11 protein-coding genes and 3 tRNA genes are annotated in these 13,000 nt (G+C 35.8%); 6 read left to right on the top strand and 8 right to left on the bottom strand.

The features are described 5' to 3' along the window. Positions 1-141 precede the first annotated feature (141 nt). Positions 142-1,827: a DEAD/DEAH box helicase gene (locus tag ACP3T3_RS20505; protein WP_426477565.1), complete on the bottom strand. Its 1,686-nt coding sequence runs from the start codon at positions 1,825-1,827 to the stop codon at positions 142-144. Positions 1,828-2,311: 484 nt separating this feature from the next. On the opposite strand from ACP3T3_RS20505, the gene ACP3T3_RS20500 reads away from it, so the two are divergent. The 3 genes from ACP3T3_RS20500 to ACP3T3_RS20490 all read left to right on the top strand — a co-directional run bounded on the left by ACP3T3_RS20500 (position 2,312) and on the right by ACP3T3_RS20490 (position 5,543). Next, positions 2,312-2,977 (top strand): DUF2461 domain-containing protein, encoded by a 666-nt coding sequence (locus ACP3T3_RS20500; protein ID WP_426477564.1) that lies wholly within the window; start codon positions 2,312-2,314, stop codon positions 2,975-2,977. Positions 2,978-3,260: 283 nt separating this feature from the next. After that, positions 3,261-4,055 (top strand): FkbM family methyltransferase, encoded by a 795-nt coding sequence (locus ACP3T3_RS20495; RefSeq protein WP_426477563.1) that lies wholly within the window; start codon positions 3,261-3,263, stop codon positions 4,053-4,055. A 9-nt stretch (positions 4,056-4,064) separates the two neighbouring features. After that, positions 4,065-5,543: a lipopolysaccharide biosynthesis protein gene (locus ACP3T3_RS20490; RefSeq protein WP_426477562.1), complete on the top strand. Its 1,479-nt coding sequence runs from the start codon at positions 4,065-4,067 to the stop codon at positions 5,541-5,543. Between the two features lie 54 nt (positions 5,544-5,597). On the opposite strand, the gene ACP3T3_RS20485 is transcribed toward ACP3T3_RS20490, so the two are convergent. From ACP3T3_RS20485 to ACP3T3_RS20470, 4 genes are all read right to left on the bottom strand, one after another. Continuing rightward, positions 5,598-6,638, bottom strand: coding sequence for a hypothetical protein (locus tag ACP3T3_RS20485; protein ID WP_426477561.1), 1,041 nt, complete (start codon positions 6,636-6,638; stop codon positions 5,598-5,600). 114 nt (positions 6,639-6,752) lie between these two features. Then, positions 6,753-7,607 carry a glycosyltransferase gene (locus ACP3T3_RS20480; RefSeq protein WP_426477560.1) on the bottom strand — a complete coding sequence of 285 codons (855 nt, stop codon included), beginning with the start codon at positions 7,605-7,607 and terminating at the stop codon, positions 6,753-6,755. A gap of 86 nt (positions 7,608-7,693) precedes the next feature. After that, positions 7,694-9,094, bottom strand: coding sequence for an aspartate ammonia-lyase (aspA, locus tag ACP3T3_RS20475; RefSeq protein ID WP_426477559.1), 1,401 nt, complete (start codon positions 9,092-9,094; stop codon positions 7,694-7,696). A 72-nt stretch (positions 9,095-9,166) separates the two neighbouring features. Further along, positions 9,167-10,192 (bottom strand): N-acetylmuramoyl-L-alanine amidase, encoded by a 1,026-nt coding sequence (locus ACP3T3_RS20470; protein ID WP_426477558.1) that lies wholly within the window; start codon positions 10,190-10,192, stop codon positions 9,167-9,169. A gap of 135 nt (positions 10,193-10,327) precedes the next feature. Between ACP3T3_RS20470 and ACP3T3_RS20465 the strand changes: the two genes are divergently transcribed. From ACP3T3_RS20465 to ACP3T3_RS20455, 3 genes are all read left to right on the top strand, one after another. Further along, a tRNA-Ser gene (locus ACP3T3_RS20465) sits at positions 10,328-10,412 on the top strand. Positions 10,413-10,426: 14 nt separating this feature from the next. Then, positions 10,427-10,501: transfer RNA gene (locus ACP3T3_RS20460), tRNA-Pro, on the top strand. Positions 10,502-10,541: 40 nt separating this feature from the next. Further along, a tRNA-Arg gene (locus ACP3T3_RS20455) sits at positions 10,542-10,615 on the top strand. Positions 10,616-10,949: 334 nt separating this feature from the next. Here the strand turns inward: ACP3T3_RS20455 and ACP3T3_RS20450 are convergent. The 3 genes from ACP3T3_RS20450 to ACP3T3_RS20440 all read right to left on the bottom strand — a co-directional run bounded on the left by ACP3T3_RS20450 (position 10,950) and on the right by ACP3T3_RS20440 (position 12,943). Then, on the bottom strand, positions 10,950-11,474 hold the full coding sequence (locus tag ACP3T3_RS20450; RefSeq protein ID WP_426477557.1) for a thermonuclease family protein: 525 nt from the start codon (positions 11,472-11,474) through the stop codon (positions 10,950-10,952). A gap of 146 nt (positions 11,475-11,620) precedes the next feature. Beyond that, a complete protein-coding gene (locus ACP3T3_RS20445; RefSeq protein WP_426477556.1) occupies positions 11,621-12,022 on the bottom strand; it encodes a hypothetical protein in 402 nt (133 codons plus the stop codon). Between the two features lie 213 nt (positions 12,023-12,235). Then, positions 12,236-12,943 (bottom strand): RHS repeat-associated core domain-containing protein, encoded by a 708-nt coding sequence (locus ACP3T3_RS20440; protein WP_426477555.1) that lies wholly within the window; start codon positions 12,941-12,943, stop codon positions 12,236-12,238. Between the last annotated feature and the right edge of the window lie 57 nt (positions 12,944-13,000).

Raw genomic sequence — 13,000 nt, 5'->3', positions numbered from 1 at the left:
ATAATTCGAGTGCAAATTTCTTAAAAAAGGATTGTACGTGAAACTATATAACATTAAGTTTTGTTAACATTCGCTTACCTGCTGATTATCAAATAAAAAAACCGGCCTCCAGGCCGGTTCTGTATGATAATTTGATGAGAATTAATTTGCTACTTCAGCTCTCATATCTTTTCCTTTGAATTTCATAGACTGAATATTGCTCAGGACATTATCTTTAAAGGATTTTTCAACTTCAAAGAAAGAGAATTTCTCTAAGATTTCGATATCTCCGATTTCAGCTCTTTTCTTGCTTTTTCCATCACCAGTAGCTTTATTGATAATATCTAAAACATCAAGCTTCTTCAAATGGTCTTTTTTTCCAAGATTAAAGAAGAATCTTACCATGCTTTCATCTTTTCTTCTTGGTTTTCCACCACGATCTCTGTCTCTTCCTCTGTCTCTGTCGCGACCTCTGTCTCTGTCACGTCCACGGTCTCTTCTTGAGTAATCGTCATCTCTGCTGCTGAATTTCTGCTCAACAAGGTCATGCTTGTCTTTGTAGTACAGCGCAAGGTCTTTCAACTGGAACTGCAGCAATTGGTGCACCAGTTCTTCTTTTGTAAAGTTGCTCAGATCCGGGATCAAACTATCATCAAATTCGAAAATATTTTCGTGCTCCGTCAATAATTTTTCGAATACACCTCCTACCTGAGCTTTGATAATATCTTCACCTGTAGGAATAAATTTCTCGTTGATTTCAATTTTTGTTGAAGATTTGATCTGTTTCAGTTTTCTGCTTTCTTCAGGCTTGATTAAAGCCATAGAAATACCGTCTTTTCCAGCTCTACCTGTTCTTCCGCTTCTGTGAACGAATACTTCAGGATCATCTGGTAAAGAGAAGTGAATAACGTGAGTTAAAGAGTTTACATCCAATCCTCTTGCCGCAACGTCTGTTGCTACAAGAATATCAATGTTCTTCAATCTGAATTTCTTCATTACCGTATCTCTCTGCGCCTGAGAAAGATCACCATGAAGAGCATCAGCTGCATATCCGTTCTGCATCAGGAAATCAGCTACCTCCTGAGTTTCCATTCTTGTTCTGCAGAAGATGATGGAATACTGGTTAGGATTGGCATCAATTAACCTTTTTAATGCTTCTTTTTTCTGACGGTACCCTACTACATAGTATTCGTGAGTAATGTTCTTCTTCACTTCGTTGATAGAACCTACTGAAATACGGTGTGGTTTTGTAAGGTAATTTTTGGAAATTCTTTCCACTTCCTTATTCATCGTTGCAGAGAATAAGAACGTTTGTTTCGTTTCCGGAGTTTCGCTTAGAATGGTTTCCAATTCGTCTTTGAATCCCATAGAAAGCATTTCATCGGCTTCGTCTAAAACCAGCCAATGAATAGCAGAAAAGTCAAGTGCTTTTCTGTTGATAAGATCAATTACTCTTCCCGGAGTTCCCACAATAATCTGTGGTTTATCCTTCAGAGATCTCATCTGGTCTACAATACTACTTCCACCATAAACTGCAGTAGTTTTGATGTCTTTCATGTACTTAGAGTAATTCTTTATGTCTTTAGAAATCTGAAGACATAATTCCCGTGTCGGACAAAGCACCAATAATTGGATTTTGCGACTCGTATCGTCAATCATATCCAAAATCGGAAGCGAAAACGCTGCTGTTTTGCCTGTCCCTGTCTGCGCAAGTGCGATCAAGTCGCGAATATCTGAAAGAATAAAAGGGATAGTCTGTTTTTGGATTTCTGTTGGGCTTTCGTAGCCCAGTTCGCCAATTGCCTTAAGGATATCAGGACTTAAATTGGTTTCCGTAAATAAATTCATTAACTATTTTAAAATTTTTGCAAAGATACAATAAATATTTGATTTGTTTTTGAATAAATTTTTAAATATCTAAACTTAAATTCATAATCCTTTACTATTTCTTTAATTTTTGGAAAATTAAATCCAAAAAAACAAGCCTTACATTAGAGAGTTGTTAAACATTATTTTTTTTTATTAAATTGGATTGATTTTTTCTGTGTTATTTATGAATTTTCAAAAATAAAGCCATAAAAAGTAATTTTCTTTTTGATATTCCCAGAAATAATCATTTAATTTTACACAACCATATAATTTCCCAGGCACTCGACTCTGAAAAACGACACTGAATAAGGAAGAGAATCTTTTCATGTATGGACATCCAACCTGATCCTATTGAAGCATTGCAATTTGAATAGTTTTTGTAAATTTGAATTGCGGATGCAGGATTTAATTAAGAATCTTTTTGAATCCAACCTAGCAACAACAATAAAAAACACATAGCATAATGTCAGCAAGTATTTCTTCCAAAACATTTGATTTTTTAAAGAAGTTGAATAAGAATAATAACCGGGATTGGTTTAATGAAAATAAGAACCTGTACACAGAATCTCAGCAAAATGTTGTTTCATTTCTGGATGAACTGATTAAGGAGATGTCCGGTTTTGATGAAGAGCTTGCAAAAATTGACAGTAAAAAAGCGTTGTTCAGAATTTACAGAGATACCCGGTTTTCAAAAGATAAATCTCCTTATAAAACCAATTTCGGAGCTTCTCTGGGAATGGGAAAAGGAAATCAGAAAGGAGGCTATTATCTTCATCTGGAACCTGGAAAATCTTTTTTGGCAGGAGGAATCTATATGCCTGAATCTTCTGTTCTGAAAGAAGTACGTAAGGAAATTTCCTTGTACGGAGAAGATTTTCTTACAATTCTCAATAATAAAGATTTCAAGAAGCATTTTCCCGAGCTTGACCAGGATGATAAATTGAAAAAAATTCCTCAAGGCTTCGAAAAAGAAGATCCTATGGGAGAATATCTGAAGCTTAAAAACTTTATTGTGGTATATTCCCTGAAAGATGAAGAGGTACTGGATAAAAATGCAGTAAAAAACATGACCAAAGTTTTCAAACTGATGAAACCTTTCAATGATTTTCTGAATACACCTTTTCTTTAATCCCTTTATTTTTTAGTGTCTATTAATTTTTTAACCACAGATGACACTGATTTTCACAGATGATTAGAGTTATTTGGATAAAATTATACTTTATTGACTTTTTTAATAGAGACACTTGTGGCACATGAGTGTCTTTGTAATAAATTCAAAATATACTAGAATTCAGTGGGTTATAAAAACAAATTTTCAATATTCCTGCTGAAAATCAAGTTATTATAATTAACATTTTTTAAGAAAAGTTTTACATTTTTACGTATCTTTGCTGTTCGCCAAAAAGCCTACAATGTCTTTATACCAAAAAATTGCAGAGAAACTACAATATATAAGTCCGAATTTCTACAAAAAAAGATATTTCAAAACTTTACATAATCTTACTAAAAATAATTTTTCGGAACGCAATGTAGAACCGGAATTGGTATGGATCAAAGAATACCTTCCTAAAAACGCTGTGATACTTGACATTGGTGCGAATGTGGGAACGTTCCTTTATCAGCTGGAAAACTCATTGAATCATGATCATATCTATGGTTTTGAGCCTAATAAAAAGCTTTACCGCCGGTTGAAAAGGCTGTTTCCGGCAATGCACATATTCCCGCTCGCTCTTTCTGACGAAAACAGAATTGCTGAGTTCAAAGTGCCTGTTATTAACGGAAGAACTGTTGCTTCCCGCGGTACTTTAAACACTTCTTACAAAGAAAAAGGAGAAGAAAAAAATTATACAGAAAAAGTAAAAGTGATCAAACTGGATGAATGGGCCGGACTGGAACATTTCAAGAGGCTTGATTTTATCAAAATAGACGTTGAAGGAAATGAAATAAAAACACTTTCCGGAGCGAGAGAAACCATCAGACAGTTCAAGCCTGCTTTAATGGTCGAAATGGAACAGAGACACCACCAGACACCTATATGGAATGAAATATCCGAAGTGATGAGCTGGGGATATGACGCCAAATACCTGAACAGAAACAGCTTTACGCTGGAGATTCTTACAGAAGATATCTTAACACAAAATACAAACGACGAAAAAAATAAGACTCAGTACATCAACAATATTATTTTTATACCTAAAAACATTTAAAACAACTTTATGAGTGTAGTAGCGAGACAAGGCTTCAAATATTCCATTATCGGCTATATTGGTTTTTTGCTGGGCACGGTTTCCGCAATATTCATATTTCCGAATGATTTTGAATTTTACGGAAAGCTGCGCTACAGTATGCAAACTGCTGAGATGCTTGTTCCTTTTGTTGTTTTTGGAATTTCTTATGCCAATGTAAAGTTTTTTAATTCTCTGCAGAAAGAGGGTAAAAATCAGAACATGCTTTCACTTTCGCTTGTTACTGTTTTAATAAACTTTCTCATATTTGTCACGGTATTTTTTCTTCTTCCCTATTTTTATCCAAAGTTCATCCATTCGGAAGCCTGGAAAATTAAAAAAATTATTTTACCCTTAATTTTAATATTATCCCTCTGCGCTATTTTTAATAAATACACCTCTAATTATAAAAGGATTGTTGTCTCTAATATTTTTGACAATCTTTTTCCTAAAATAGCCAACCTGGGAGCTTTTTGCCTCTTTTTTTATTTTTCACTGTCTCAAAATACAGCATTGGCATTCTTCTTCGGAATATTTACATTGATGCTTTTTGGGTATATCTATTATACCAACAAGCTTGAGAAAATAAATTTTGACATCAGTACAGATTATTTCAAAAAAAATAATTTCTGGAAAGAGTTTCTGAATTACAGTTTCTTCGGCTTTTTAGGGACATTTGGAAACTACCTGGCAATCAACAGCTTTATGATAGGTGAATTTATGGGAATGGAAGAAAACGGTATCTATTCTGTTTTGTATGCTTTAATTTCTCTGATTTCTATACCACAGTTGGGACTATTCAATATTTCAGCTCCTATCATCAGTAAAAATCTTGCTGACGGCGATATGGAAGGTCTTGATAAGTTTCACAAGAAAACATCTTTAACGCTGTATTTCCTTGGTGCCGTTTTGTTCTCCTGCATTATGGTTGGATTTCCTTACCTGACACAGTTTATGCCAAAGAACGGGACTATGCTCAGAGAGTATGAACCGGTAGTCTGGATCTGGGGTTCTGCCGTATTGATCGACCTTGCAACGGGATTTAATGGGAATATTATTTCGCTTTCAAAATATTACAGATTCAATATTCTGGTCATGCTTTTATTGGCCGGACTGACTATAGGGCTCAACTATTATTTCATTAAAAACACAGACCTGAAACTGATTGGAATAGCATTATCTACCGCAATTTCCCTTACTATTTACAATGTTGTGAAAATTGTATTCAATTATATTGTATTTAAGGTTTCGCCTTTAAGTATTGAAATGATTTTTGTATCTATCATCTGTACGCTGGCGATTACCGTGGCGATTGTTCTTCCGAATTTCAGCAGCAATCTGCTTAATCTCGTTTATAAACCAGCAGTTGTCCTGATACTGATCTATATCGGGAATTACTTTACCAGGATTTTTCCGGTTGAAGAATATCTGAATATGAGATTTATTAAGAGTGTGTTTAAAATTAAGTAACACTTTTAAGAGAAGCGAATTATACAGAAATAGATATTAGAAAATTTCTGATTTTTAAATTAAACCCATTAGAAATTGCTCCAGTTTTTTCTGAATCTCTTTCTTACTGTATGTTTTATAAAAATCAAATGAGGTTTCTGAAACTGCCTTTAACTGTTCAAAGGCATTTTCTTTTTCAGGGATAATAAAATCAAGTTTTGAAGGGTAATTGCCCGGAAAAACAGCCAGCTTTCCGTAAGCTACAGCATCGCCAAGGTTCCCGGTCATTTTGGTTACTCCATAGATTTCTTTCATGCTGAAAAACTCTGTATCCTGCTGAATCGGACACCATAAAACATCTGCTTTCCGCATCCATTGTTCAAAGTCTTCGGAAGAAACTCTTTCAGAAAAATAAGTAATATCAATGTTTTCGGGTAGTTTTTCAGACAGATGTTTGAGTTGTTTTAACTCATGTCCGCTTGCTTTTCCAAGGAATACAAACTTGCAGAGCTTATCTGTACTGAGCTTCTGAATGGTTTCAAAAATATAATTATAATCTCTCCTTTTCTGCGAAACGCCCCCAGGAATTACCACTACAAGATCATCATTTTTTATTTTGTCAAATGCCCTTGTATAAAACAGGGGCAAAAACTGATATCTTCCGGAAACCAATGCTTCATCAAGTACAAAAAGAGATCTGGAGGTCTGGTAAACTTTAGTTTTGTAAAACAATCCTTCTTTCAGCCATAATTTTAACCTGAAAATAAGATCTCCTCTGAATACACTTTTCATCAGATCCAGCTTGGAAGCTTTTATGAAATTAAGATTATGGGTAATGACTGCTGTATTATACTTTTTCGTTAGTGCTAAAAATGTATTAAAATAACGATGTACAGTCCCTATTACAACAAGATCATATCCTTTTCCCTTCAACTGATCCAGAATCATAGAACTGTCTGATAAAAACACAGCCTCATCGCTATGATTTACCTGATCTTTGATTCTTTTTGAAAAATAATAATCTACCGAAAAAGCCTGAGAACCTTTCATAATATCCATGAAAGCCTGCGCAATTTCTGCGTGGGTGTCTATCTCTATGTAAGCTATTTTTTTCACGGGTTGGGAGTTAACTCTTAAGTTTTGGCTAAAGCCAATGGATTTTTATTTTTTTATTAAACGGGTTAAAACCCGTTTCTATTGATAAACATTAAACGTATAAAAAATTACCTCCTACATCTTCAGCCATTTTTTCTTCAACATTTTCCAACGCTGATCATTAACGGCTTTTTGCTCTTCTTTCGAAATTTTCAGTTCTAATTTCTTTGATCTGCAATCTTCGTAAGATTTAATAATATCAAAGAAAAATGAAGCGGACTTGCTTTTCACCGCTTCTTTTGAAGAGGCTATATAAGCCAGAAACCTGTTCAGTCCTAAGAAGTAAAAATATCTTCCGTAATAATCTGCAGGGCGTATGGTATAATCAGCTCCTTTTACTTTAATCAGTTTCACATGAAGTTCGGGAAGAACAGCTTCTTTCCATCCCAGATTTTCCAGTAATATGGAATCAATATTATCCCAGCCCAATGTTTCCCTTAAACCACCGATCTGAACAAAACATTCTTTACGGTAAGCCTTCATGGGACCTCTTACATGATGTTTATTTGAATTGCCCTCATACACCCAGTTTCCGTCTTTTTCTATGTACAGAAGCCCTCCTGCAAGCCCATATTCAGGATGGGTGACAAAAGCTCTTTCTACTGTGGTCAGATAGTTTTCCGGAAGGATAATATCAGCATCAAATTTACAGATGATATCAAATTCATCCATAGATTGGACCTGAAGTCCACTTTTAAAAGCATGAACCACTTTAGATCCCGGCTGATGTTCTGATTTCTGAAGGTTGACTGTTTCGAAACGCGAATCGGTTTCCGTATATTTTCTGATCACCTCAGCGGTTCTGTCTGTAGAACCGTCATTCACGACCACTACTTTAAAATCTTTGCTGCTTTGCTGCTGCAAAGAATCAAGAGTAAATGGGAGGTTGCCTTCTTCGTTGTGGGCAGGAATTATGATTAAAAACCTCACGAATTATCAATGATTAATAATAAATGATCAATGATAATAGGATTTTAGGATATCAATTATCATTGATCATTTATCGTTTATAGAATTTATTTATTATGCGGTTTCAGCATGTTTTTCGGATCCAGGATTTCGTCCAATTTTTCCTGGGAAAGAATTCCTTTTTCAAGAACAAGGTTGTAAACGCTTTTTCCGGTCTCCAATGCTTCTTTTGCAATCTGGGTAGACTGTTTGTACCCGATATAAGGGTTTAATGCTGTTACAATACCGATGCTGTGTTTCACCATATTCAGGCAGACTTCTTTATTGGCAGTAATTCCAACCACACATTTGTCACGAAGGGTATCCAAAGCATTGCAAAGGAAGTTGATATTTTCCATGATCGCATGGGAAAGTACCGGTTCCATTACATTCAGCTGTAATTGTCCTGCTTCTGCGGCAAAAGTTACGGTAAGGTCATTTCCGAACACTTTAAAGCAAACCTGGTTGACCACTTCCGGAATTACCGGATTTACTTTACCCGGCATGATGGAAGATCCCGGCTGCATGGGTGGAAGATTGATCTCAAAAAGACCAGCTCTTGGCCCTGAAGAAAGTAATCTTAAGTCGTTACAGATTTTAGATAATTTCACTGCAAGACGTTTCGTTGCTGAAGAGTAGATTACATAAGATCCTGTATCAGGAGTAGCTTCTACCAAATCCGGTGCTGAAACAATCGGGAATCCTGTAATCTGAGCTAAATTTTTGGCACAAAGAGTGGCATAACCTACCGGAGCGTTTAACCCTGTTCCGATAGCTGTTGCCCCCATATTCACTTCTACAAAAAGGTTGGCATTATTATTCAGTTTAGAGATATCCTCTTCTAAAGTGGCTGCATAGGCTTCAAATTCCTGACCCAAAGTCATCGGAACGGCATCCTGAAGCTGCGTACGCCCCATTTTGATCACATCATGAAATTCCTGGCCTTTTGCACGGAATGCAGCAATAATTTTTTCAAGCTTTTCTACCAGCCCGATGTTCATCTGAAGCAATCCCATTTTGATGGCTGTAGGATAAGCATCGTTAGTAGACTGGGAAAGGTTGATATGGTCATTAGGTGAACAGAATTCGTATTCACCTTTATTTTTTCCTAATTTTTCCAACACGATATTGGCAATCACTTCGTTGGCATTCATGTTGATGGAAGTTCCTGCCCCACCCTGAATCATATCTACCGGAAACTGGTCATGATATTTCCCGTCTACAATTTCATCACACGCTTCTGCTATCTTGAAATACAGGTTTTCGTCTAAAAGTCCTAATTCATAATTGGTTTTAGCGGCTGCTTTTTTTACAAAAGCCAATCCTTTTATGAATTCCGGATATGAAGACAAAAGCTGTCCTGAGATTTTAAAATTGTTGATAGCTCTTTGTGTCTGAACCCCATAATAAGCATCTAAAGGCACATTCAGTTCACCTAATAGATCACTTTCTTTTCTGAAATTTTCCATTACAGATATTTTACTGTTTTTGATCGTTTAAAGATAGCAAAAACGCACCTAACCGATGCGTTTTAATTTGAATTATTTTACCGGATATTTTTGATTTAAAGCCTGCAGTATTGCCCATGTTTCGGCATCCATGATTCCGTCATAATTCTGCGGACGGAAATGGTACTGGAATGCTTCAATTGTTTTTTTGGTGGCATCATCCCATTTTCCGCTAAGATCCAGTCCATATCCGAATCTCTGTAAGGAAGTCTGGATAAGGAAGATAAAGGTAGAATCATTATATTTTGCCATAATATCTGCCTGCGCCGGCTCAAGATAGGTCTGCTTGGCAGCTTCATCATACCACATTCCGATCTGATATTCATCGTACAGTTTTTTCCAGGGGAACATAGGTCCCGGGTCCTGTTTTCTTGTAGGAGCAATATCTGCATGCGCCAGTACATTGGTAGGCTGAATCTGATATCTCGTCACAATATCTTTAACCAGTGCTGCGACTTTTTTCACCTGATCATCGCTAAAAGGAGCAAATGTTCTTTTACCCGAAGCATCTGTAGTATAGCCCGTATTTACAATTTCAATACCGATGGAGGTATCATTAAGGTTTTTGTCATTTCTCCAGGAGCTTACGCCTGCATGGTATGCACGTTTGTTTTCATCTACCAGCTGATAAATCTCGTTATCGCCCATATTATTTACCAGATAATGGGCACTCACCGTCTGCTGGGTAAGAACAGTAATCGATTTATCATCTGGTAGTGCCGTATAATGTAATATTAAATAACGTTGTCTGAAGTTTTGGCCAACAGCTGGAAAATAAGTTTTCACTACTTTATATCCGCCTGGTTTTGCAGATACAATAGAACCATAACTTGCCGTATTATCATTTTTTGTTGGATCTGCTATATTGGTAGTAAAAAAGTCTACTCCATGATCAGATACTACTTTAGGTTTTTGAACAACCGGAGGTGTTGGCCGAACAGCCGGTTTCGCCTGTGTTATCGGGGTTTTCGGTTTGTATGTATTTTTTTTTACATTTTGCTGAGAAGTACACGAAAAAACGAATGTGCTTAATCCGATGATATATAATGTTTTACGCATCAGTTTGGTTTTTGGATGATTTATTACCTCAAAAATACACAAAATTTTCTTGAATTTTATTTGGTAAATAAAGAAATCTATTCTATATTTGCACTCGCAATAACGGAACAACGATCATTAAAAAATAAACAAAAAGGAGGGTTGCCGGAGTGGTTAACGGAGCAGTTTGCTAAACTGTCGACGCGAAAGTGTCGCAAGGGTTCGAATCCCTTACCCTCCGCTCTCTTATATATTCGGGGCGTAGCGTAGTCCGGTCATCGCGCCTGGTTTGGGACCAGGAGGTCGCAGGTTCGAATCCTGCCGCCCCGACTTTTAATGTGCTTATTACTAAGCGGGAATCAACTTTTAAGGGTGCGTAGCTCAGCTGGATAGAGCATCTGCCTTCTAAGCAGACGGTCAAAGGTTCGAATCCTTTCGCGCTCACAAAAACCTCACAATTTTTATTGTGAGGTTTTTTGTTTATTTACTTCCAAAAAGAATATGCATGCAGAGGAAATAGAACATCCCGATTGTAATCGGGGCGGTCAAAGATTCGAATCCTCGATGATGAATTGATGAATGAAAGAGTGCTTTGAAAAGACGAATGATTGTAATGCGGCAGCCATTTTATCTTTATGACTATCAGCTTTTATCTTTTTGTGCGGAAGAATGGCAATAGGATGAAACATTCAAACATGAGGATAGAGGCCACTACTAGACTTATCAATGATACCTATTAAACCCAGCATCTTTCCTTTTCCAAGCTTCTTTGCCAAGTTTACACCTCTTCTTTTACTTTTGTTCCGTTCCTAGCAGCTTCGATTTTCTTATTATTCCTAAGCTCACGTTTCATTTTACGGTATTCCCAGGGAGCAACCGCATTAATATCCTGCCAAAGGCCTATCTTTTTATTCTTAGCACTTTCCTGAATCTTACCCAGAGAGGCATCTTTTGAATAGGAAAAATACCACCATCCCATTCCGGCTTTGATAAGCTCTTTGGAAAGGTATTTTCCATCGTCATAGTATACTTTCGCAATGGATCTTCCATAACGGTCCGTAGTGGTTTCTACAAAGCTAACTGTTTTTCCAAATACCTGAGCAGAAGTAAACTGCTTGGCATTTTTTCCGAATGCCTGTCCACTTTCCGGACAATCGACTTCAGCCAGCCTTAGCTTTCTTTGCTGATTGCCTTTTAACAATAAAGTAACGGTATCCCCGTCTGAAATTTTGATCACTTTTCCGGTCGTCTGTGAGAATAGAAGTACAGGGAAAAGTACGTACAGCAACATTAATCGTTTCATGGAGCAAATATAGGGAATAGTGGGACTTGTTTAATGAAAAAACCTCGCGTTTTGCGAGGTTTTTGTAATATTGAACTAAGTTATTTGTTTTTTTTTCACCTCAAAGTTGGGGGACTTTGCGGAGCGGTATTTTTAATGTTAATTATTTATTCTAATTGCCATATCAAACTATACATTTTTTTTTGTTTTAAAAATTGTTCCTCACTAACCTCTTGTATCTTGTATTGTTTTATATGATAATAATAAGTATTATCATGAGTTAAATATTGATTTTTATAATTATTATTTATGAATTTATTTCCTTCTAAACTTGATATCGCAATAATTTCATCTTGTTTTATATATACATCTAGAACACTTGGAACTGTTAAACTATATCCATGTTCCTCTTTATGCATTAAATTATATTCTCCGTTAATCTCTACTACAAAATATTTATCAATAATATGAACCTCATGCTTATTTGCAAAGAAATCTGACAGAAAAATTCTTATGACAAAGAAAGCTCCTAATAATATGATTATGACTAAAAATATTTTAAATTTCATTTTACAATTATTTAATTTTTGAATCTTTATAGGATTGAATAAAAAAATCTTTTGTTGGTACTGTCCACATATATAAATGAAACTTACTGCTACTGTTACTCTTATCCCTTTTTAATAAGCCATCTGTTGCCGACCCTAATGTTTTACTGTCAAAAACACTCATAATGACATTTTTCCCATCATCACTTACTTTTGCTGTTGACCAAAAACTTCCTAATACATTCTTTTCTTTAAAGAAGTGTTATCCTCATAAAATTTACCCGAAATAAAATCTCCTAAAGAATTCATAGCTATTTTCCAAAATTCTTGACCTCCAATTTTCCCAATATCATAAAAGTAGCCTTGGGTTTCTCCATTCTCAATTTTTCCATCTTTACCTAATAATTTTGCTAATTCAACTTGAGCTTGTTTTACAGAACTTGTATTTTTTACTAAATCAAGAACAGGTCCTGCCATTACAGTATTTTGTGGATCTGCTTGAATCCCAAATATTCCTCCAATAAATTTAGCCGTCTTATTTCTAGTATTAGCAGTATGATCAAAATACCAAGTTTGTGTATTTGGATTAACCCTAAAGCCATTTGTTTCAAAAGATTTAAAATTATGAGCTCTTCCCTCATACTTTTTAACAATATCCACCTGCTTCCCATCAGGATCAATATACTTAATCGGATTCTGATATGTATAAATATAAGGATTTAGATTACCCCAATAAAATACTCCTCCATTATGTTCTCCATCACCATAAAACTGAGTCTCCATCGCCGGATTGTAAACAGCCAATGGATCCACGCCATACCAGATACTCGCTCTCGGGTTATAATATCTTGCTCCATAATAATACAGCCCTGTTTCTCTATCTAGCTCTTTCGCATTGAACTTGTATGGGTTATCATATACTCCTGTTTGTTGCTCCAGCATCGTTTCTCCGAATGGTAAATTTAGGAAAAACTGAGTACTCTGAGCACTGGAATTGGT

It is taken from the genome of Chryseobacterium sp. CBSDS_008, from assembly GCF_049959325.1.
GTDB lineage: Bacteria > Bacteroidota > Bacteroidia > Flavobacteriales > Weeksellaceae > Chryseobacterium.
The sequence above is the reverse complement of the archived record's forward strand: the minus strand, read 5'-3'. Positions and strand labels throughout refer to the sequence as shown.

What these genes read in the sequence shown, in the direction of transcription:
- ACP3T3_RS20445 (WP_426477556.1), bottom strand. Translation starts at nt 12,022, where the DNA reads ATGAAATTTAAAATATTTTTAGTCATAATCATATTATTAGGAGCTTTC.
- ACP3T3_RS20505 (WP_426477565.1), bottom strand. Translation starts at nt 1,827, where the DNA reads ATGAATTTATTTACGGAAACCAATTTAAGTCCTGATATCCTTAAGGCA.
- ACP3T3_RS20490 (WP_426477562.1), top strand. Translation starts at nt 4,065, where the DNA reads ATGAGTGTAGTAGCGAGACAAGGCTTCAAATATTCCATTATCGGCTAT.
- ACP3T3_RS20495 (WP_426477563.1), top strand. Translation starts at nt 3,261, where the DNA reads ATGTCTTTATACCAAAAAATTGCAGAGAAACTACAATATATAAGTCCG.
- ACP3T3_RS20450 (WP_426477557.1), bottom strand. Translation starts at nt 11,474, where the DNA reads ATGAAACGATTAATGTTGCTGTACGTACTTTTCCCTGTACTTCTATTC.
- ACP3T3_RS20500 (WP_426477564.1), top strand. Translation starts at nt 2,312, where the DNA reads ATGTCAGCAAGTATTTCTTCCAAAACATTTGATTTTTTAAAGAAGTTG.
- ACP3T3_RS20470 (WP_426477558.1), bottom strand. Translation starts at nt 10,192, where the DNA reads ATGCGTAAAACATTATATATCATCGGATTAAGCACATTCGTTTTTTCG.
- ACP3T3_RS20440 (WP_426477555.1), bottom strand. Translation starts at nt 12,943, where the DNA reads ATGCTGGAGCAACAAACAGGAGTATATGATAACCCATACAAGTTCAAT.
- aspA (WP_426477559.1), bottom strand. Translation starts at nt 9,094, where the DNA reads ATGGAAAATTTCAGAAAAGAAAGTGATCTATTAGGTGAACTGAATGTG.